This window comes from Henriciella marina DSM 19595 (genome assembly GCF_000376805.1).
In the GTDB taxonomy this organism is placed as follows: domain Bacteria; phylum Pseudomonadota; class Alphaproteobacteria; order Caulobacterales; family Hyphomonadaceae; genus Henriciella; species Henriciella marina.
Genome location: NZ_AQXT01000002.1, coordinates 1,764,777 through 1,785,556, shown reverse-complemented (window position 1 = coordinate 1,785,556; position 20,780 = coordinate 1,764,777). Strand labels below are relative to the sequence as shown.

At 60.9% G+C, this 20,780-nt stretch carries 20 protein-coding genes and 1 tRNA gene; 7 read left to right on the top strand and 14 right to left on the bottom strand.

Annotated features, from left to right (window positions below):
* Nucleotides 1–8: 8 nt before the first annotated feature.
* Together F550_RS0108685 and F550_RS0108680 are read right to left on the bottom strand one after the other, a co-directional pair.
* On the bottom strand, nt 9–1,022 hold the full coding sequence (locus F550_RS0108685) for an adenosine deaminase (protein ID WP_018148153.1): 1,014 nt from the start codon (nt 1,020–1,022) through the stop codon (nt 9–11).
* Between the two features lie 10 nt (nt 1,023–1,032).
* Entirely contained in the window at nt 1,033–3,117 is a 2,085-nt protein-coding gene (locus F550_RS0108680; RefSeq protein ID WP_018148152.1) for an alpha/beta hydrolase family protein, read from the bottom strand.
* 157 nt (nt 3,118–3,274) lie between these two features.
* On the opposite strand from F550_RS0108680, the gene F550_RS0108675 reads away from it, so the two are divergent.
* The 4 genes from F550_RS0108675 (at nt 3,275) to F550_RS0108660 (ending at nt 5,913) form a co-directional block, all read left to right on the top strand.
* On the top strand, nt 3,275–3,976 hold the full coding sequence (locus tag F550_RS0108675) for a hypothetical protein (protein ID WP_018148151.1): 702 nt from the start codon (nt 3,275–3,277) through the stop codon (nt 3,974–3,976).
* A gap of 3 nt (nt 3,977–3,979) precedes the next feature.
* Nucleotides 3,980–4,606 carry a class I SAM-dependent methyltransferase gene (locus F550_RS0108670; protein ID WP_018148150.1) on the top strand — a complete coding sequence of 209 codons (627 nt, stop codon included), beginning with the start codon at nt 3,980–3,982 and terminating at the stop codon, nt 4,604–4,606.
* On the top strand, nt 4,596–5,408 hold the full coding sequence (locus F550_RS18520) for a heme-dependent oxidative N-demethylase subunit alpha family protein (RefSeq protein WP_156807883.1): 813 nt from the start codon (nt 4,596–4,598) through the stop codon (nt 5,406–5,408). The genes F550_RS0108670 and F550_RS18520 overlap by 11 nt, the downstream gene beginning before the upstream one ends.
* 67 nt (nt 5,409–5,475) lie before the next feature.
* The gene (locus tag F550_RS0108660) at nt 5,476–5,913 is read left to right on the top strand and encodes an EVE domain-containing protein (RefSeq protein WP_026180668.1); all 438 of its coding nucleotides are present in this window, start codon (nt 5,476–5,478) and stop codon (nt 5,911–5,913) included.
* Here the strand turns inward: F550_RS0108660 and F550_RS0108655 are convergent.
* The 5 genes from F550_RS0108655 to F550_RS0108635 form a co-directional block, all read right to left on the bottom strand.
* On the bottom strand, nt 5,910–6,602 hold the full coding sequence (locus F550_RS0108655) for an aspartate/glutamate racemase family protein (RefSeq protein WP_018148147.1): 693 nt from the start codon (nt 6,600–6,602) through the stop codon (nt 5,910–5,912). The two genes, F550_RS0108660 and F550_RS0108655, sit on opposite strands and share 4 nt — an antisense overlap.
* A gap of 2 nt (nt 6,603–6,604) precedes the next feature.
* Complete coding sequence (locus tag F550_RS17335; RefSeq protein ID WP_018148146.1) at nt 6,605–7,135, bottom strand: D-glycero-alpha-D-manno-heptose-1,7-bisphosphate 7-phosphatase; 531 nt, start codon at nt 7,133–7,135, stop codon at nt 6,605–6,607.
* 64 nt (nt 7,136–7,199) lie between these two features.
* Entirely contained in the window at nt 7,200–8,459 is a 1,260-nt protein-coding gene (locus tag F550_RS0108645; protein ID WP_018148145.1) for a TCR/Tet family MFS transporter, read from the bottom strand.
* Between the two features lie 41 nt (nt 8,460–8,500).
* A complete protein-coding gene (locus F550_RS0108640) occupies nt 8,501–9,358 on the bottom strand; it encodes a DMT family transporter (RefSeq protein WP_018148144.1) in 858 nt (285 codons plus the stop codon).
* A 54-nt stretch (nt 9,359–9,412) separates the two neighbouring features.
* A complete protein-coding gene (locus F550_RS0108635; RefSeq protein ID WP_156807882.1) occupies nt 9,413–11,422 on the bottom strand; it encodes a S9 family peptidase in 2,010 nt (669 codons plus the stop codon).
* A gap of 210 nt (nt 11,423–11,632) precedes the next feature.
* Here F550_RS0108635 and F550_RS0108630 point away from each other — a divergent pair, with 210 nt between their 5' ends.
* Both F550_RS0108630 and F550_RS0108625 read left to right on the top strand, forming a co-directional pair.
* Nucleotides 11,633–12,199, top strand: a complete 567-nt coding sequence (locus F550_RS0108630; protein WP_018148142.1) for a LemA family protein — start codon at nt 11,633–11,635, stop codon at nt 12,197–12,199.
* On the top strand, nt 12,199–13,899 hold the full coding sequence (locus tag F550_RS0108625) for a DUF2207 domain-containing protein (RefSeq protein ID WP_083910948.1): 1,701 nt from the start codon (nt 12,199–12,201) through the stop codon (nt 13,897–13,899). The genes F550_RS0108630 and F550_RS0108625 overlap by 1 nt, the downstream gene beginning before the upstream one ends.
* A 10-nt stretch (nt 13,900–13,909) precedes the next feature.
* Here F550_RS0108625 and F550_RS0108620 read toward each other — a convergent pair whose 3' ends face one another.
* The 5 genes from F550_RS0108620 to F550_RS19635 form a co-directional block, all read right to left on the bottom strand.
* Complete coding sequence (locus F550_RS0108620; RefSeq protein ID WP_018148140.1) at nt 13,910–14,686, bottom strand: crotonase/enoyl-CoA hydratase family protein; 777 nt, start codon at nt 14,684–14,686, stop codon at nt 13,910–13,912.
* Between the two features lie 5 nt (nt 14,687–14,691).
* Entirely contained in the window at nt 14,692–15,594 is a 903-nt protein-coding gene (locus tag F550_RS0108615) for an alpha/beta fold hydrolase (protein WP_018148139.1), read from the bottom strand.
* A 191-nt stretch (nt 15,595–15,785) separates the two neighbouring features.
* Entirely contained in the window at nt 15,786–16,967 is a 1,182-nt protein-coding gene (locus F550_RS0108610; protein ID WP_018148138.1) for a vWA domain-containing protein, read from the bottom strand.
* Nucleotides 16,968–17,063: 96 nt separating this feature from the next.
* On the bottom strand, nt 17,064–18,149 hold the full coding sequence (locus tag F550_RS0108605; protein WP_018148137.1) for a hypothetical protein: 1,086 nt from the start codon (nt 18,147–18,149) through the stop codon (nt 17,064–17,066).
* Nucleotides 18,150–18,210: 61 nt separating this feature from the next.
* Nucleotides 18,211–18,843 (bottom strand): hypothetical protein, encoded by a 633-nt coding sequence (locus F550_RS19635; RefSeq protein ID WP_233349011.1) that lies wholly within the window; start codon nt 18,841–18,843, stop codon nt 18,211–18,213.
* Between the two features lie 174 nt (nt 18,844–19,017).
* Here F550_RS19635 and F550_RS0108595 point away from each other — a divergent pair, with 174 nt between their 5' ends.
* On the top strand, nt 19,018–19,506 hold the full coding sequence (locus tag F550_RS0108595) for a hypothetical protein (RefSeq protein WP_018148135.1): 489 nt from the start codon (nt 19,018–19,020) through the stop codon (nt 19,504–19,506).
* A 75-nt stretch (nt 19,507–19,581) separates the two neighbouring features.
* Here F550_RS0108595 and F550_RS0108590 read toward each other — a convergent pair.
* Together F550_RS0108590 and F550_RS0108585 are read right to left on the bottom strand one after the other, a co-directional pair.
* Nucleotides 19,582–19,658 (bottom strand) — tRNA-Arg (locus tag F550_RS0108590).
* Between the two features lie 50 nt (nt 19,659–19,708).
* A complete protein-coding gene (locus F550_RS0108585) occupies nt 19,709–20,701 on the bottom strand; it encodes a P1 family peptidase (RefSeq protein ID WP_018148134.1) in 993 nt (330 codons plus the stop codon).
* Nucleotides 20,702–20,780 lie beyond the last annotated feature (79 nt).

Genomic DNA, 20,780 nt, shown 5'->3' with positions numbered 1-20,780 from the left:
TCCTCCCGTCAGTGCGCCGCCGCTATGCGATCAATCGCTTCCAGGTGCGGTGCCTGTTCTTCGGCAGACAGAAATGACCCGGTGAAGCTGTTCTTCGCGAGCGTGATGATGTCATCGTGTGTCAGGCCGACGGCTTCAGCCGTTTCGCGGTAGTTCTGGTTCACATAACCGCCGAAATAGGCCGGGTCGTCCGAATTGACGGTGGCTTTCAGGCCAAGCGCCAGCATCTTTTTCAATGGATGGTCTTTGAGGTCATCGACCACACAGAGCGAAAGGTTCGACAGCGGGCACACTGTCAGCGTGATGCCAGCATCGCGAATGCGCGCGATGAGGGCGTCATCCTCCAGCGAGCGATTACCATGGTCGATGCGGTCAATTTTCAGCTCATCCAGCGCTTCGTAGACATAGGCGGGCGGGCCTTCCTCGCCGGCATGGGCGACGAGTTTGAGGCCAGCCTCGCGCGCCGCTTCATAGATCCGCGTGAATTTCGACGGCGGGTGGCCATTCTCTGAACTGTCGAGGCCGATGCCATGAATGCGGGCCAGCCAGGGCTTTGCCTCTTCCCATGTCTTGAAGGCATCTTCTTCTGAAAGATGGCGCAGGAAGCACATGATGAGCCGGTAGCTGATGCCATAGCGCTCCTGCGCCGCGTCCAGCGCCTTCAGGATGCCGGTGATCGGCACGTCGAAGGGAATGCCGCGCTCTGTATGGCCCTGCGGGTCGAAGAATATCTCGACATGGCGGACATTATCCGCCGCCACGCGCTTCAGATAGGCGTCGGTCAGATCGTGGAAATCATCCTCGGTCTGGAGCACGGACATGCCCTGATAATAGATATCCAGAAAGTCCTGCAGGTTGGAGAACTCATAGGCCGCGCGAACCTCCTCCAGCGTCTTGAAGGGCAGGTCGACCTTGTTGCGGTCAGCAAATTCGAGGAGCTGTTCAGGCTCAAGGCTGCCTTCGATATGAAGGTGAAGCTCTGCCTTGGGCAGGGCCTCGATCAGGGCGTTGATGTTCGACATTGTCGGTTCTCTAGTCCTCGCTCTCTTCGGCGTCGTCCTGCTTGGCAGGATCGTATTTCGCGAACCAGCCCATGATATTGTCCGTCTTGGCGATCAGCCGGCTGGGGCGTGACGCGATATAGTGCGGTGAGCCCGGAACGCGGATGAGGGCGGTATCGACGCCGCGGAATTTAAGCGCGGTGTAGAACTGCTCAGCTTCCCAGGCAGGCGTCCGCCAGTCTTCCTCGCCGACCATGACGAGGGTTGGCGTCGTGACGTTTCCAACCAGCGAAATCGGCGAGCGCTCGAAATAGGCTTGCGGATTTTCCCACGGGTCCTCGCGAATCCAGTGGCGCCAGACGAAGGATGCGATATCGGCCGACAGCGCCATGCTGAACCAGTTGATCACGGGTTTGATCGTGGCCGCGGCTGCAAACCGGTCGGTCTTGCCGACGGCCCATGCGGTCAGCACGCCGCCGCCGGAGCCACCGGTAATGAAAAGCCGCTCCGGGTCGACATAGTCGCGGGCGACCAGTTCATCGACGACGCTCATCAGGTCGTCATGATCATTGCCGGGATAGGCCTGGTCGATCAGCTGGGCGAATTCCTCGCCGTATCCGGTCGAGCCGCGCGGATTGGCCCAGACCGTGACATAGCCTTCAGCGGCATAGCGCTGGATCTCGCTGGCGAAGAATGGCCCGTACATGGAGAACGGTCCGCCATGGATTTCCAGGATCATCGGATAACTGCCATCGGCCTCAAAGCCATGCGGCAGGGCGACCCAGGCCTCGATCTCGCGGCCATCGGCGCTGGAGGAGACCTTGATCTCCTCGACGCTTGCCATGTCGAGATAGGGAAGGACGTCGTCATTAAGCGCCGTCAGAACGCGGTCATTCACTGACGGCCCGGAGACGGCCACGTCTGCCGGCTTGTCGGGAGAGCCAGCCGTGTAGGCAATGACCGGGCGCGAGGTTCTGGAGACAGAGAAGTCTGCGCCCGCATAAGGCCGGCCGATGGACGTGCCGCCGAGGCCGGAGACCGCAACGGAGGTCTGGCCCCCTGTGGTGACCTCATAAAGGTCGATCTCGCCGGCATTTTCGATCAGCGCGTAGAGGCTGTCGCCATCCGCCGCCCAGACAATCTGTCCGAACGACTTGTCGAAATCGGCGGCAATCTCGCGGACGTTCGAGCCATCGGCATTCATCAGGTAGAGATTATCCTGCTCATAGGCGAGGACGTTGTCATCATGGCCCCTGAAGGCAATCATACGGCCATTCGGTGAGACAACCGGGCCGTAGTCAGGCCCGTCGCGGCTGGTCAGCGCGCGCATCGACTTGTCAGAAAGATCAATGGCATAGATCTCGCTCTCGATCGGGTCGAGGTCGCGGTCCTCGGCAGTATTGCCGCTAACCAGAAGCGTATCATTGCCCAGCCAGACCGGGCTCGTAAGGTCTGCTTCGCCATCGGTGATCTGGCGCGGGGAGCCGCCGCTGGCAGAAAGAACGAACGTCTGGGTGGAGCCTTCCTTCAGATAGCCCTGACCATCGAAACGGAAGGTCAGATCGTCGATGACGCGGACAGGCTCGTTCCACTCTGCGCCCTCGCGCTTTTCCGGGGCGCTCGCAAAGCTCGCCGCCTCACCGTCGACAAACATCGAGAAAGCGATCATCGAGCCGTCGGGCGACCATTTCGGGCCGGACGCGCCGTATTGCAGCTGGGCAAGGGAGAAGCTCTGGCCGCTGTCGAGATAAAGCAGCCGCAGCTCAGGTTTACCGTCATCAGACGCGGTGGAGTAGAGAAGTTTCGTGCCATCAGGCGACCAGACAGGGCTGCTGGCTGAGGCCCCGCCGGTCACAAGCGGGCGCTGCTCGCCTGACGCGACATCGATGATCCAGAGGTCGCCGCGGTCCTGATCCTTGAGGCGGTCCATCGAGTGCCGGACATAGACAATCTTCGACCCATCCGGCGAGATCTGCGGCGAGGTCGCATATTCGATATCGAAGACACGGTCTGCGGTGAAGCTGCGGGAGGTGTCCTCCTCGCCTGTATCCTGGGCGAGCGCGGAACCCGTACCAAGGCCGAGCAGGCATAGGCCCGCCAGAAGTATTCTCATCATCACAAATCATCTCCACGCTGCATCAAGATGCAATCGGTGTAACATGTCCTGCCGCGAATATGACAGGGTGAACGGGCCGTTTATTGTGGTGACAGGCTGTAATGTTACGCTAGGGTCCGGAAGGGACGCGGCGCGTATCTGCGCAAGAGAGGACAAGATGGGACTGCTCTGGTGGATTTTACCGGCTCTTGCTGGCCTCGTCGGGCTCATGCTGACATTTGCGGGTCTTGGGCGCCTCTTCAAGTTGCGCGTGGTCGCAGGCGGCCTCCGGTTCCTGTTCGGTATTGGTTTTCTCGGCATGGCGGGGATCGGCACCTTCTTCGGCCTGAACCTGCAGACCTATGAGCGCCTGACCTATGAACGCCCGGTCGCGCGGATCAGCTTTGATGCGGTCGCAGATGAAGAGAATGCCTTCCGCGTCGATGTCGACCTTGCTGGCGGCGAGACAATCACCTGTTTCGACCCGGGCGACGAAGGCGAGCCCTGTATCCTCAGTGGCGACGAGTTTTCCCTCGGCGCACGTGTCATCACCTTTGAACCAATGGCGAACATGCTTGGCTATGACAGTGTCTACCGCCTTGAATACATCGAAGGGCGCATGAACCGTCGTTATAACACCTCCAGCGTTTCCGAAGCGACCAGCAATGGCCTGGCCCTGTCCGACAATCCGGGTCTTGATGTCTTCGCTCTGGCGCGTGAGCAGGGCAACCGGGTTGGCGTCAAAGGCAACCAGTTCGGATCTGCTGTCTATGCACCGATGGAGGATGGCCTGGCCTACGATATCATCATCACCCAGCAAGCGCTGACGGTGGAACCAGCGAATGCCGCCACGCGCATGCGGCTCAACGCGGAGCAATAGGATATGGGTCTCTGGGATAAATTCGTCGTTCCGCCGCTTATCTCCTGTGCGTGCGCAACCAAGCCGATCATGAAGCAGCGCGAAAAAGTGGTGCCGCTGGCCACAGGCCGGGTGCTTGAGCTTGGCTGCGGATCGGGCACGAATTTCCAGTTCTACGACGCCTCGAAGATTGAGCGGCTCTATGCGCTTGAGCCGTCGCCGGAAATGATGAAGCGGGCCAAAAGCGAAGCCAGCGAGCTTGGCTGGTCGGAACGGATCGAGTTTCTTGAAACCGGCGCAGAAAACGTGCCGCTTGAAGACGCCACGATCGACACGGTCATCATCACCTTCGTGCTCTGCACCATCCCCGACTGGGCGGGCGCGCTTTCAGAAGTCCGCCGCGTGCTGAAGCCAGGCGGCAAGGTTCTGTTCTCCGAACACGGTCTGTCGCCTGATCAGGGTGTCGCCCAGTGGCAGCGCCGCGTGGAGCGTATCTGGAAGCCGCTGGCGGGGGGCTGTCATCTGACGCGCGACGCGACGGCGATGCTTCGTGATAGCGGCTTCGTCCTGGAAGACGTGCATACGATGTATCTTCCAAGCACACCAAAAATCGCAGGCTTCGTCAGCTGGGGTCAGGCGCGTGCCGCCTAGAACGCCGCCCTACCTTCCTTTCCTTCACGGCCCGCCGCGGGTCACCCCCGCCCTGAAGCCCATCCCTGAACGCCGCTGGCTCATACCGGACACGGAGATGGATGCCTGCGAACTTGAGCGTCTCATGCTGCTGGAGGAACAGAGCGATGAGACCCTGCTGGGCGAGATCGATTCAGCGCCTGCCCGCGAGCTGCTGGCGATGATCGGCGAGGCGGTGAACGTCTCCTCACAGAGCCCCGCCGACAGTGCGCTCGGCCGCGCCGCGACGCTGGTTTCAGATGATCTCTGCCTGCTGGAGCGCGATGAGTGTGGCGACTGGCGCCTCATCGCAGGGGCAGTCACTGCGCCGACTTACTGGTCGCTGGAAGAGATGGTCGGCGGCACGCTCGATGAGTTGCATTCGCCCGTGCCGGGCGGAAGTTCTGAGCTTGCCACCCGCATAAACCGCGTCTTCAACGGCCTTGTGCCCGGCCGCGTGCTGGAGCGCTTCAACTGGACGGTCCAGCCGGGTGGCGCGCGCTATACGCCGGAACGTCCAGTCGCGCTCGGCGCCGAACCAGAAGACCTGTTCCTGCGGGTAGAGCGCCAGACCATCCGCAAGCTGCCTGAAACAGGTGTTATCTGCTTCACCATTCGGATCTGTCTCGATCCACTCCTGCCTATCCTCGTGGATGATGACCTGCGCGAAAGCTTTGAAGATGCCTGGATCGGCGCAGACCGCGCCCTGCGGGCCTATAAGGGCTGGGACGAGATGGAAATGCTTGTGCGCGAAGCGTGCCTCCAGTCTGCCGCGACCGGCTGACTGCTCCTCTCGATTTCAGGCGAATCCGTTCTATGTCTGCGCGGTGGCTGAACTGAAGGAGTTTTCGATGGCATACTGGCTGTTCAAATCAGAGCCGTTCAAATGGGGCTGGGACGACCAGAAGGAGGCCGGGGAAAATGGCACTCAGTGGACCGGCATCCGCAACTATCAGGCGCGCAACTTCATGCGCGACATGAAAGTGGGCGATAAAGGCTTCTTCTACCACTCCAATAAGGGCCTTGAGGTCGTTGGGATCGTCGAGGTGTCTGCCGAGAGCGCACAGGATCAGACGACCGATGATGAGCGCTGGGACTGCGTTGACCTGAAGGCCATCTGCGACATGCCAAAGCCGGTGACGCTTAAAGCCGTCAAGGCAAATGAAAAGCTGGAAGACATGGCGCTGGTCACCTCCTTCCGCCTGTCCGTGCAGCCAGTTAAGGCAGATGAATGGATGGAAGTCTGCCGAATGGGCGGTCTGAACGGAAAGACGCTGAAGTCACTCTAGGTGAGGGCCATTTCCAGCGCGACCTCACAGTGGATAAGCGCTGTATCGTAGACCGGCAGCGGCGAATTGGTGTCGTTGAGCAGCATGCCGATTTCCGTGCAGCCAAGGATGACGCTGTCTGCCCCGGCGGCGGCGTGCCGGGTGACGATATCGAGATAGGCCGCGCGGCTATCGTCCTTGATGATGCCGTTCACGAGTTCATCAAAGATGATCCTGTGAATTCGCGCGCGGTCGTCTTCATCTGGAATGACGACCTCCAGCCCGTGCGTCTGTTTCAGCCGGCCTTTGTAGAAATCCTGTTCCATTGTGTAGGCCGTGCCAAGCAACAACGGGCGGGTGCGCCCGTCTGATCTAAGCTTCATGCCGGTGGCGTCAGCAATATGCAGGTAGGGCACACGGATCGCGGCTTCGATGGCGTCTGCGCATTTGTGCATCGTGTTTGTCGCCAGGAGAACAAAATCCGCACCGGCATCCTGCAGGCCCTTTGCCGCCCGGCTGAGCAGGGCGCCAGCGCCCTCCCAGTCGCCCGCTTTCTGCATCCTCTGTATGTCACCGAAATTCATCGACGCGATGAGGCAGTCCGCGCTCTCAAGCGGGCCGAGCGCCGCGCGGGCGCCAGCATTGAGCTCACGATAATAGATGATGGTGCTTTCCGGGCTCATCCCGCCAAGAATACCGATCTTCTTCATTATTATCCGCGGACCCCGTCCTCAAAGCTGGCCAGTGCCCATTCGGCGAAAGTTGCAATGTTGCCGCCCCTGAACAGGAATGCCCCGACGCCCGCGGCGCGCGCCGCGTCCATATCGGTTTCCTTGTCGCCGATCAGGAAGCTCTGTTCCCGGTTGACGTTGAAATCGGCCATGGCCTGCAGCAACATTCCCGGGCCTGGCTTGCGGTCGATGCTGGCTTTCCGATAGCGCGCAACCTCGCCTTCCTCATGCCAGGGGGCGTGATAGAAGCGGTCAATCTTTGCCCCAGCGGCTTCAAGCTCGGTTTCCATATGCGCGTGCAGGGCCAGCATGTCGGCTTCGGTATAGAGGCCGCGAGCGATGCCGGACTGGTTCGTCACGACGAAGACATACCAGCCGCGGCGGTTGAAAGTCGCCACGCACTCTCTGGCGCCGTCGACCCACTCGAAGTCCTCGATACGGCTGACATAACCGCGATCGACATTGAGGACGCCGTCACGGTCCAGAAAGAGGGCAGGGCGTCGTTCGGACATGGGCTTGTTTCTAGGCGAAGGGGCGTGGCGGGACCAGATGCAAGGTGCGCACGCCTTCCTTGCGTCACTCGGCGGCCGCGAGCGTCGCGACCGCCTCGCGATTGGCACGCACACCCATCATGAAGGGGATGAAGACCAGGGCGGTCAGAACGGAGGCCAGAAGGAAGGCCGCACCCGGGAAATAGACCGGCGCATCATCGGAGGAGAAAGCATGAAGCGTCTGCGTCATCAGGAGCGGCGCGAAGATGATCGAGAAGGCATTGAGGCTGGCCGTGGCGCCTTGCAATTCGCCCTGCGCGTTGCGCGGGGTGAGGCCCGACATGATCTGGTTGATGGATGGGCCGAAAACCCCGCCAAGCGCGCTGAGTGGTATGATCGCGTAGACCATCCAGCCCTGGAATGCCCCGGCAAAAAGGCCAAGCGCAACCACCATGATACCGATGCCGCCGAGCGCGGTGCGGACCGGGCCGAACCGGCTGATCGAGGGGCCAATGAGCAGCACCTGCGTCAGCGCAGAGCCAAGCCCGACCGCCGCAAGCGACAGGCCGATCTGCGTCTCCGACCAGTCATAGCGAATGTCGGAATAGAAATTCCAGGTCGACGGGAAGACGCTGTGGGCAAACTGGAAAATGCCGAAAGCGACGATAAACCAGCCAACCTTGGGGATCTTTGAGAAGTGTTTGACCGCGCCGAACGGATTGGCGCGTTTGGCGTCGAAGGCCCGCCTGTCTTCCTTTGCCAGCGATTCCGGCAGAACGAAGAAGCCATAGAGAAAGTTCAGGATCGAAAGCGCCGCTGCCCCGAAAAAGGGCAGGCGCGTATCGATGGAGCCGAGCAGGCCGCCAATGGCCGGGCCCAGAATGAAGCCGATGCCAAAGGCCGCGCCGATCATGCCGAAGGCCTTGCCGCGTTCTCCGGGGTCCGTGACATCGGCGATATAGGCGTTCGCGGTAGAGAATGTCGCCGAGGAAATGCCGGTAAGGGCGCGGCCGACAAAGAGCAGCCAGACCGAGTCTGCCAGCCCCATGATGATGAAGTCCATGCCGAGTGTCGCGATTGAGACCAGAAGGACGGGCCGCCTGCCGAACCGGTCGGACAGGCTGCCAATGGTCGGCATGGCGACGAAGTTGAGGATGCCATAGGTTGCCATCAGATAGCCGCCGATGACGATCGTCTCAGACGCTGGATTGCCCGTTAGCTCCTCAAGCAGCGACGGTAGGACGGGAATGATGATGCCAAACCCCATCATATCTATCGCCACGCAGACGATGACGAACAGGAAAGCATTCTTCCCGTGTTTTCGGATGGCAGGGGCCTCGGTCATGGCGCAAGGCAATGACCGGGAAACCAGGCGGCGTCAATCGCTTACGATGTCGCCCGTCGCCGGGCCAAACTGGCAAGCGCGACGCCGCTAAGGATAAGCGCGGTGGCAATCAGGAAGCGTACGGTCAGTGGTTCATCGAGGAAGATCATGCCGCCGAACGCGGCGATGGCCGGGACAGTAAGCTGGGCGATGGCGGCAAGGCTGGCGCTCAAGTGCCGCAGGGCCGCATACCAGATGGCATAGCCGAGCGCCGAAGTGATCGCCCCTGACGCCAGCGCATAGGCTGTCCCTTCGAGCGATGGGGCTGCTTCGCCAGAGAGAAAGAGCGCCGGAAAAGCAACCAGAAGAGCCAGGAAGCTTGCCCGCGCAAAGTTGCCAGCGGTCAGCAGGGTTGGCTGGCTGGCGCCGCGCCCGCGCAGCGAATAGATGCCCCAGCCGACGCCTGCCGCCGACATGAGAAGCGCGCCAGCCAGAGGCGGCGCTTCGATGCCGGGCAGGAGCAGCCAGACGAGGCCAAGAAGTGCCAGTATCAGCCCGCCCCATCGCGGCGCACTGAGGCGCTCTCCTTGGGCGAGCCCCCAGCCGATCATCGTAATCTGCACGAGCGCAAAGAGGATCAGCGCGCCGGTGCCCGTCGCCAGCGTCAGATAAGCGAGCGAGAAGGCGGCGGCATAAAGAAGAAGCGCGCCGCCGGAGGCCCAGCTGCCTGCTTTCATCGCGCGGCCAGGCGACACGATCAGCGCCAGAACAAGCGCACCCGAAAGGATACGGATGAGGGTAAAGGTCCACGCCCCTGCCTCGCCTGTCGCCATGGCAAGCCGCGCCAGAACCGAATTGGCGGCAAAGGCCGTCATGGCGAGCGCGGTGATCAGGAAAAGGCGAAGGACGGAAGGCATCATGCGCCCCGATGCCTGAAACCGGGGCGTATGGCCAGAGTATCTGGTTCGCAGGCCTTATTCGTCGGTGTCTGCCAGCTGCTCTTCAAGGAACTCGGCCTGACGGCGGAAATAGTAGAGCTGGTTCTTCAGCTTGCGCCAGCCATGGCCCTCGTCCGGAATGCGGACATAAGGCGCTTCGATGCCGTTCTCGCGCAGCGTCTTCACCATGATCTCGGTCTCGTAGATGTCGATCCGCGGGTCCATGACGCCGTGGGAGTAGAGCACCGGCACCTCGATATTGTCGGCCAGCGAGACCGGCGAGTTTTCAGTGTAGTAGTCCACCCATTCCTGCTCACGGATGTCGCCATATTCGATCCGGTCAGACGCCTTGAGGCCCGGCGAGGCGATCTGGAGCGCCGTTACCCAGTTGCCGACACCGAAGAGCGACGCGCCTGCATCGAAGGCCTCCGGATAAAGCGCCAGAACGGCGTTCACCATATAGCCGCCATAGGAGCCGCCGACGACGGCCGCGCGGCTGGTGTCGACGCGGCCGTCTTGTTCCAGCGCCGCCAGCATGTCGATCAGGTCACGCACACTGTCGCGGCGCTTCTTCTGGTCATCGAGCGTGACATAGGTCCGCCCGAACCCGGTGGAGCCGCGCACGTTTGGCTCGAAGACGGCAAGACCGCGATCGAGATGGTATTGCACCACCGCGTCAAAGCTTGCGACGGACTGGCCTGTTGGTCCGCCATGAACGAAGAAAATGACAGGCGGGGCGCTGTCGCTCTGGCGTGAGCTGTCGTCCGGCAGGTAGAGGAGCCCCTGGAGCTCAACCCCGTCGCGCGCCATCATGCGGACGCTTTCGGGCCGGATGAGACGGTCAGGATCGAGCCCTGCATAGTTGGAGGCAAAGACCTGCGTATGCGCGCCGCTCTCAAGGTCGACAACATAGACATCGCCGGGCGTACGCCAGCCGCCAGCGCGGATCGCGACCTTTGAGGTCTCCATCGAGCAGCTTGTTGCGTACTGGCCTTCCGGCAGGAAGCTGAGGTCGAGACCGGCGGCCTCGCCGTCCTTGTCGATATGAAGCGTCTCGAAACCATCGACATTCTCGGTAGAGACCATGAACTGACCGCCCTCACCGCAGAGGTCGATCCCGCCAAGGTCATAGTCGGCTTCCTTGACGGTCGTCATCTCGCCGCTCTCGACGTCATAACGGGTGATGGCGGAAAACTCGCGGCCCTCATTGGTCGAGAAATAGAAGCCCGAGGAGTCCGGCAGCCAGGCAAAACCGCCGCCCGTATGATTGGCGCGCGGGTCGGGCCTGGCGAGCGTCGTCATCTCGCGGCTTTCAATGTCCAGGAGGTAGAGATTGTCGGAATCCTCACCGACAGTCTCCGTCACGATGAGCTTGCCTCCATCGGGTGACATATCGTGCGCGAAGAAACCGAAGGTCCCTTCATAGAGGCGTGTCGTCTCTCCACTGGAAAGGTCGGCCGTGTAGATATCAAAATCCTCGCCATTGCGCTCTGTCGACGCAAAAGCGATCGTCTTGCCGTCTGCCCCAAAGTCACCGAATGCACGAAAGCCACCATCGACCGCTGGCAGCACCAGCGCTTCCGACAGGCCGTCCGCGCTGATACGATAATAGGATTCCTGCTCATTGCCGTCATTATCGGCGCCATAGATCAGCGTCTCGCTGTCAGGGGCCCAGGAGAAAAAAGTGATGCCATTGCCAAAGGTCAGCTGCTGGGGCTGGCCGCCGCTGGCCGGAAACGTCCAGAGCTGCGGCTCGCCGGTGATGTCCCAGCTCATGGCGAGGGTCTCACCATCTGGCGAAAGAGAGGTGCCGCCCGCGCCGCTCGCCAGAAGGTAGCGCGCAATATTGGACGGATCCTGGCCTGCAAGGCCGACATTCACCACTTCATCTTCCGGCGTCATCGCTTCGAGCGACATGTCCGGGCCTTTTTCACCGCCATGTGAAGCTTCGTGAGAGGCCGTTTCGGTTGCTGGTTCGGCGTCCTGCGCAAGCGCGGGCAGCGCCAGCAGGGAGGAGCCAAGGGCGGCGAGAAGCGCTATTTTCATATCCATTCCTCTGATTGATTGCGCTTTGGGTGCGCCCACGGACCAGATGCTGTCAACTCAAAGCGGGCCGCCTAAAAGGGAGAGGCGGCGGGTGCCCATTGATGAGGCGGTGGCAGGCCGCCTATTCCCGTTTTGCCCTTAACAGACCGGCCGGTTTGGCAGATAGTCGCCGGACCGGTCGCCAGATCAGTCTCAAGGGAGGACGCCTGCATGACGGTTCTGTTCATCGTGATTGGCGTGCTCGCCGCAGCGCTCGTTCTGACAATCGTGCTCTACAACAGGCTCGTCGCAAAACGGCAAATGGTGAACAATGGCTGGGCAGATATCGATGTTCAGCTGAAGCGGCGCGCCGACCTTATCCCGGCGCTGGTCGCGACGGTCAAAGGCTATGCCAGCCATGAGCGTCAGCTGTTCGAAGACGTGGTGGAAAAGCGCAATCAGGCGAACGCGGCAGGTGATGATGCCGTGGCCCGGGGCGCTGCCGAAAGCGAACTCTCTCGTCCCCTGGGCCGCCTGATCGCGGTCGGTGAGGACTATCCCGAACTCAAAGCCAGTGCGAACTTCAAGGGTCTGCAGGATGACCTCGCCGACACCGAGAACAAGATCGAGATGGCGCGGCGCTTCTATAATGGCGCTGTGCGCGAACTGAACACGGCCGTCGAGACCTTCCCGTCCAGTATGATCGCGGGCCCTTTCGGCTTTCACAAGGCGGCTTATTTCGAGATCCAGACCGCCGACCGAGCGCTGCCGGAGGTCAACTTCGGGGGGCAGGGCTGATGAGAAATCTTCTGACATGCCTCTGCATGGCAATTCTGGCCGTGCTGCCTGCTAAGGCAGAAGAAGTCATCAACCGGTTCGCCGTCGATGTTGATGTCCAGCAAAGCGGCGATATTCTGGTCGCTGAGACGATCGAGATCGTCGCCGAGCATGATCAGATCAATCGCGGCATCTTCCGGACGCTGCCACGCTATTACCTGCTCGACGGAGAGCGGCTGCGCTTTGATTATGACATTGTCTCTGTCCGCCGGGATGGCGCGCGCGAAAAGTATGAAACCGATGCCGATGGCAATGGCTATACGGTGCGGATCGGCGACCCGGATGTACGCATCGAGCGCGGCGAGCATGTCTATGAGATCACCTATCGGGTAAAGAACCAGATCCGCTACCAGGAGGGCGCCGATGAGCTCTACTGGAATGTGACCGGTACTGGGTGGACGTTCCCCATCGGTGAAGCCACCGCCCGCATCATCTTTCCGGACGGGGCGGGCATCCTGCGGCAAAGCGCCTATACAGGCCCACAAGGCGCGACAGCGAGCGACTACACCTATCGCCGCGAGGGCGACGCCCATGTATTTGAGACGACCACCTCGCTCGGCCCGTATGAGGGGCTGACTGTCGCGCTGGCGGTGGAGAAAGGCGTGATCGACCCGCCCTCGGCGGGCGACAAGCGGGCACTCTGGTGGCAGCGCCATGGATCGCTTGCTGTGCTGCTGGCCTCACTCATCGGTGTTTTCGTCTTTCTCTATCGTTCATGGAACAGGGTCGGCCGTGACCCGGCACGCGGGCCTGTCTTCCCGCTCTATGAACCGCCTGCCGGTTTCTCGCCTGCCGCCGTCCATCACATCTATCATCGCGGGTTCAATGATCATGACGCGCTGATTTCCACCCTGGTCAATCTCGGCATCAAGGGGCGGCTCGATATCGACGCGGCCGACAAGAAGGAAACCGTGCTGACGCCCAAGCGTGAAATGGGAAGTGGGCGATTGCCGTCCGAGGAATGGACCCTGCAGCGCAAGCTCTTCCCGGACACAAATGCCGTGACGCTCGGCAAGAGCTACAACAAGGACTTCACTGCCGCCTATCAGGCCTTTCGCAAGAAGGTGTCAGAGAAGTTCGGGTCTGACTATTTCCGCTGGAATCTCGGCTATACGTTCGCCGCGATTGCGCTCTCTGGCATCGCCATCATCTTCGCCATCATCCATGCCACGAACTGGAATAACTGGCTGACCGGGCTCGTTATCGCAATTGCGCTGGTGAACGGGCTTTTCATGTATCTGATGCCGGCGGCCACCCAGAAGGGTGAGGATGTCCGCACAAAGATCAAGGGCTTCAGGCTTTATCTCGAGACGGCTGAAAAGCTCCAGCTCAACGCCGCCAAGGTCGACGGCAGTCAGCCCCCGCCCATGACCAGGGACCGGTACGAAACCTTCCTTCCCTATGCCATCGCGCTCGGCGTCGAGAAGCCGTGGACCGAGCATTTCGAAACCGTGCTGCCGCAGGAAGCGGCCGCTTACAATCCGGGCTGGTATGCCGGACATATGTCCGGGCATTCACTCTCCGGGATGAACCGCGCCATCACAACGAATGTTGCCGCAGCCGTGGCTGCCTCCATGCCGCAAAGCTCCTCATCCTCAGGTTCTGGCGGCGGCGGTTTTTCTGGCGGCGGCGGCGGTGGCGGCGGTGGGGGCGGCTGGTAGGCCGAGAGGTTCAGAACTTGCCGTGGCGCCCCGTGCCGGACTTGAAGCGCGTGGCACCGGCCTGCGTTTCACCCGAGCTGATCACATCCATCCCGCCGCTGATTTCCGCGCGGAGGGCTTCGGCTTCAGAGAGGCTCCACTGGGCCAGCGTGGACGCGCGGTCGGCACGCATACAGGCCTGCGGAAAGGCGGCGATCTCTCGTGCCAGAACCTTTGCCGCCTCAAGCGCGTCACCGGCCGCCGCGTGGCGATTGGCGAGACCGATATCCAGCGCCTCGCCGACGCCAACTTCGCGCCCGGTCAGCACCATATCCATGGCGCGGGACTGACCGATGAGACGCGGCAGGCGGACTGTCCCGCCATCGATCAAGGGGACGCCAAAGCGCCTGCAGAAGACACCAAAGCGAGCGGTCTCGCTCGCGACGCGCAGATCACACCAGAGCGCAAGCTCCAGCCCGCCCGCCACGGCGTAGCCTTCAACTGCAGCGATGACGGGTTTGGTGAGGCTTAGCCGCGTCGGCCCCATCGGGCCAAGGTCGCCGTCTACCTTCGTTACATTGCCGCGCCCTTCGGACACCGCTTTCAGGTCCGCGCCCGCGCAGAAATTATGTTCTGCGCCGGTCAGGATGGCGACCGATAGCGCCTCATCGGCATCGAACGCCTTGAAGGCCTCATAAAGCGCCTGCGCCGTGTCTCGGTCGACCGCATTGCGGGCGCCGGGCCGGTTGATGGTAACGGTAAGAATATCGCCGTCATGGGCGGTCAGGACGGTTGGGGTCACGCTCATCGACTTCAGTCCGGGTCGTTGGCTTTCAGGAAGGGCACAATCTTCTCCAGCAGCGGCTGGACCATCGCTTTCGGCATGTCATGGCCCCATTTGTCGATCAGCTCGAGCTTCGCGCCGGGCACGCGTTTGGCGATATCCTCGCCGCAGGCTGGCTGGATCAGCGGGTCGATGGCGCCGTGCAGGACAAGCGTTGGCACGCTGATGCTGGAGAGCCGATCATGCCAGCGCGGCTGTGCCAGGATGGCGGCATATTGCCGGGCAACACCCATCGGCCGGTCTGAGCGGTTGAAGCTGTCGCGGGCGCTCTGCGCGGTCTCTTCATCACTATTGCGAACACCGTCAGCCGAGCCGATGACGCGGCGCGATTGCATGGAAATCTCGGCTACGGCATCGGCGGTGCGCATCTCCGGCTGCGCGGTGAGGGCCTGTTGGGCTTCCGGTGTGGCGCGAGGCAGGCTCGGCTCGCCCGACGTCGTCATGACGGGGATCAACGTGCGGACTTTTTCGGGATGATTGAGCGCAATCAGCTGCACGATCATGCCGCCCATGGAATTGCCCATGACGTCGGCCTTGTCGGCCCCAAGCGCGGTGATCAGCGCGGCCGCATCGGCGGCCATGTCGTTGAGGATGTACGGCACCTCCTTCGACATGTCCTTGCCCTCTGAAAGGCCCTTGATGATGTCGCCCGGGGCAGGGGGGATTTCATTGGTAAACTCCGTCGACAGGCCAATATCGCGATTGTCGAAAATGACGACGCGGCGCCCGGCGGCGGCCAGCCCTTCAAGATAACTCTCAGGCCAGGAGATCATCTGGGTCGAGAAACCCGACACCAGAAGCAGCATCGGGTCGTCCGGATTGCCGATTTCGCGATACTCGATCTCGATGCCGTTGGCCTTGATACGTGGCATGGGCGCGTCTCCTCACTCTGGTTTGTTTTATGAGATTTAGAAGGGTTGCCGCGAGGGCTGTAAAGGCGCTGCGAGCGCCAATGGTTCGACTTCGCTCACCAAGCAGAATGTCGAAAGGATACAAAAAAGCCCGCATGGTGAGCGCAGTCGAACCATGCGGGCGCTTTTGTTCTACGCCAGCGAATAGAAAGCTATCGGCTAAGCTCTTTCATCGCGTCTTCGAGGCCCTGAAGGGTCAGCTCGAACATGCGGCCGGGGCCGATCAGTTCGTTGATGAGCTTGATGGAGCCTGTGTACTCCCATGCCCCAGCCTTGACTGGGTTTAGCCAGACGAAATTCGGAAACTGGTCTACAAAGCGCTGGATCCAGAGGCCGCCGGCCTCCTCGTTCCAGTGCTCGACAGAGCCGCCCGCATAGGTGATCTCATACGGGCTCATCGTCGCGTCGCCGACCACGATAACCTTGTACTCGGACGGATACTTGTGGAGCACGTCCCACGTCGGGATGCGCTCATTCATGCGGCGACGATTGTCCTTCCAGAGGCCCTCATAGGGGCAGTTGTGGAAGTAGAAGTATTCAAGATTCTTGATCTCGGAGCGGGCCGCCGAGAACAGCTCCTCCATGACGCGCACATGCGGGTCCATCGACCCGCCAACGTCCATCAGCAACAGAACAGAGACCGTGTTGCGCTTTTCAGGCCGCATCTCGATGTCGAGATAGCCCTGTTTGGCTGTCTTGCGGATGGTATTGTCGAGGTCGAGTTCTTCGTCGGCGCCGCTGCGGGCCCATTTGCGCAGCCGCTTCATCGCGACCTTGATGTTGCGCGTGCCGATCTCGACGCTGTCATCGTAATTCTTGAAGTCGCGCTTGTCCCAGACCTTTACGGCCCGGCGGTGGCGAGACTTTTCCTGACCGATGCGGACGCCTTCGGGGTTGTAGCCATCAGCGCCAAACGGCGAGGTGCCGCCTGTGCCGATCCACTTATTGCCGCCTTCATGGCGCTTCTTCTGCTCTTCGAGCCGCTGTTTCAGCGTCTCCATGAGCTTTTCAAAGCCGCCCAGCGCCTCGATCTCGTCCATTTCCTCCTTGGTGAGGAATTTTTCCGACATCTTGCGCAGCCATTCTTCAGGCAGGTCCTGAACATTGACGGCGTCTTCCATTGTGTCCAGGCCCTTGAAGACATGGCTGAACACGCGGTCGAACTTGTCGAGGTTCCGTTCATCCTTCACAAGCGCGGCGCGCGAAAGATAATAGAAGTCCAGGACCTCCATATCGATCACGTCCTTGTCCATCGCTTCCAGCAGAAGAAGATATTCCTTCAGCGTGACAGGCACCTTGGCTGAACGCAGCTCATTGAAGAAGTTGAGGAACATGGGCGCTTATCTCTCCAGTCTCGTTGAGAAGACAGTAGCGCGCGTCAGCCCGCTCTCCAAGGGCTGACGCGGCGCAATTGCGCGAGAGACGGTATGTTACCAGCGCAAATCAGCGCGAATTTCGGCAACGGCGCCATGCGCATGGGCCTCATACCAGTTGATGTCGGCGCCATTTGCGAGCGCCAGCACGGTCGTGCGGTTTTGTTCGGCTTCATCGCTGTCATGGGCAAATTCCCGGAACTTCACATGCTCGTCCGCCTGGTCGTGCATCTCTTCCAGAAGCGCGCATTCGATCGGCAGGTAAAGCGTACCAAGCTGGCCAGCCTTCGCCGCATCCTTGAGGTCTGGCAGACTCTTGCCTTCCGGCAGCTGTCCGTCGCCGACAGGCTCGTTGCTGAAGGCTTCCTTGATGTGGGCCTCAACCTCGTTCACGCCGCCGGCATGGTGCTGCACCACATCAAAGCGGCCTTTTTCCATCACTTTGGCAAAATGGCCGACCGTGCTTTCCTCGCCAATCACATGCAACGTCCTGGTCTGCGGTGGCAGGGCATCATCTGCGGCGTTCGCGACGTCTTCATAAAAGGCGAGATCCGTCTTGTCGCGTTCTTCGTCCTGGCCGCTGCCAAGCGCGTGGTGGACCGAACGGCCATCGGAATCTCTGGCCGAGCCGCGTGAGCCCGCATGGAAGAACACATCGTCCTGAACGTGGCGGCGGGCCTCGACAGAGCGATATTTCGGCGCATCCAGACGGTCGGTCATGTCTTTGACATTGCCGCCCTGATGGAGAAACAGCTTCGGCTCATCGCGTGCAACGAAGAGAACCCAATGGGTCTCGCGGCTCTGGAAATCAGCCAGTAGCGGCAGGATGAAAGGCGGCTCGCCCGTTGTGATCGACGCGACAGGACGCGAGTTCAGGTGCGCCATCCGCTGATTGTCCTTGTCCTCGAAAAGGGCAATGCCATTGGCGCGGAAATCGGCGAGCTCAAAATTCTCGAGCCGGTCCAGAATGAACTTTGCATCCGGGGAATGCTTTCCAACGGCATCCACGACATTCTTGCGCAGGATGCGCCATTTCTCGCCGCCGATCTCGATGGCGGGGCGGGGCACATAGACGCTGGTCGTCTTTTCGGAAAAGTTGGCGAATGCCTGACGGAACGTGTCGAGCGATGTCTGGTCTGACATGGTCGTCTCCTTGGATGTATCTGATTGTAAAACCAACGGATCGGAGAGGGCCGCGTTCCAGCTACCCGTCGGTATTTGATGATTGCGGCACGTTGCGAGGCACATCGCTCTCAGAGCTCGCCGAATGGGAGGTGCCACCCCGGATAAGAAAGCGCGGGACCTGGGGCCCGCCCATCAGCTCATCATAGAGCAGATTGCCTGCGCCGAGATTGAACCCGCCGCCCGGCAGGTCAACAAAGCCGGTGTCTGCAGCGTCCGCCAGGGTCGCGACGACGGAGTTCGAGTTCTGGAACAGGAAATTATAGTTGAGGCGGGCTTCGTCGATCGCGCGCGCCAGAACGGTGATGCGACGCCACTTGTCAGCGCCAAAGCCGGTCGCGATCATGCCGACCCGCTGGGCGCCCCGCGGCCTGCGCAATGGCGAATGCACGCTTTCTTTCCAGTGGACCGGGCCAAGAACGCGAAGCTCGCCATCTTCAGGATAAGCGGTGATGATCTGCGGCGGGCGGCCGAGTTCGGGGACATGAACAAGATGCGAGTGCTCGCCGAAGCGGGCCACATCGAACTCGATCTTTACAAGCGTGTTTTCGCCAAAGACAAGCTGGAATGCGGGCGGTCCGCGATCAACAAGGATGCGGAAATCTTCACCGCATATGCCTCTCGAAAATACTCGTGTGCGAAGCTGCCGGATCACAGCATCGCTCTCTGGCAATCCATCAGGCCAGATATCATCGGGGGTTAAGAGGCATTCGGTCACGCCAGATGAAACGCGTCACAGCGGGCGCGGTTTCTTTTGGTCACCTGGCTGGCGGAACGTACGATGTGGCTTTGCATTACGTTTTCGTAGGGAGGCGAGGTAGACCCCATCATGAAGCATATTGCTGTGATCCTGACCACCGGGCTGGTCATCCTGATCGGTATTGGCGCCCGCTTTGCCATTGGCAATGTCTATAGCGAGGCCGAAGCCACAAACCTCATTCAGGCCCTGACGCAGACCGGGCTCTATCTCGGCTCTGCAATCGCGGGCGCGTCCGCCACAACGCTTGCCCTGATGTTGACCCTTCTCGGCCTTACCAATCAGACAAAGACCGATTTCGACATCGATGTCTACAAGGGCATTTCTCAGGTGGCATGGCTCTCCACGGTCAGCCTCGTCAGTGCGGTCATCCTCCTCCTGATGCTTGTCCTGCCCGTGGGCGAGTTCGATAAGATGCCCGACGGCTGGTACATGATCATGTATGAGGTGATTTTTGGCCTGACGGTCTTTGTGTGCGCGCTGCTGACGGCGACCGTGGTGCGGCTTTTCATGACGATCCGGCACGTCATCAGCCAGGTAACCCCCGGCGACGACATCTAGGTTTCGTTAAAAGTGAGAATTGGTCAGTCGCCTCGGCGGCAAATTCCGCGTCGCGTCCTGATTGTTCTGGAAAAATGGCACACCCGAGAGGATTCGAACCTCTGACCCCCAGATTCGTAGTCTGGTGCTCTATCCAGCTGAGCTACGGGTGCTCCGTTGAGAGGGCGGACACATAACTGCGTGCCGTCCCCGATGCAAGCGCTTATGCTGCACCTTTCTGATCGGCCTCATATACCCCGCGGGCAATGGCCCGGGCAAGGGTCGATGCGGCAAGTTCTCCCAGCCGTGTCAGTGAAATTGGCGCAGGATCTTCCAGCGGCAGGCGGCCCGTAGAGAGTACAAAGAGCGCGTCTCCATCGAACGGCGCGAAGACGGGCCGGATCGCGCGGGCGAAGCCTGACAGGGCCATTTGCGCCACCCGCTGGGCCTGCGCCGGGGTCAGCGCCGCATCTGTCGCGATACAGGCGATGGTGGTGTTCTGGCCGGGCTGGGGGTTCATTTTCGCGTCGCCCCACTCTTCGGGGTCGCGGTTGTAATTATCGTCCGGTCGATGATGGCCGAACTCACCCTCAAGCTCATAGGGCCATGCCCAGAAACAGGTGGTGCCTGGCATGAAGACCGATCCGAAACAGTTGACGCCCGCCAGCGCGCCGATCGTGATGCCGTCGCTTGTGCGCAATGAGGCAGAGCCGAGCCCGCCTGCATGCGCGCCTGCGTTTGCACCAAGCCCGCAACCCACATTGCCGAGCGGGAATGACTTTGCGCGGTTTTCGAACGCTTCCTCTCCAAGCTCGCGATAGGGCGGTGTCTCGCCCCAGTTCTTGTCGCCGCCATTGGCGAGATCATAGAGGATCGCCGACGGTACGATCGGGGTCTTCGGCACACCGGGCAGGTCCTTGAGGCCATAGCCTCGGCCCATCGCGCCAAGCTTTGCCGTTACACCGTCAGCCGCGCCAAGTCCGTAGGCACTGCCGCCAGACAGGACGATCGCATCGACCTGCTCGACCATTGTGTCGGCGCGCAAGAGATCGGTCTCACGGGTGCCCGGGCCGCCGCCAGCAACCGCGCAGGCGGCTGTCGCAGGCTCATCCGCGACGATCACTGTCGTGCCGGTCAGGACGGTTCTGTTTTCAGAATTGCCGACCTCGATGCCGGGAACATCGGTGATGAGATTTTTCGGACCGGGTCGGGACATATGAACTCTAACTCTGATGGCGTGCTATTTTCCGGGGGGGTGGCGGAGTTGCCGCGTCCGGTCTGGGTGTCATTCCTAC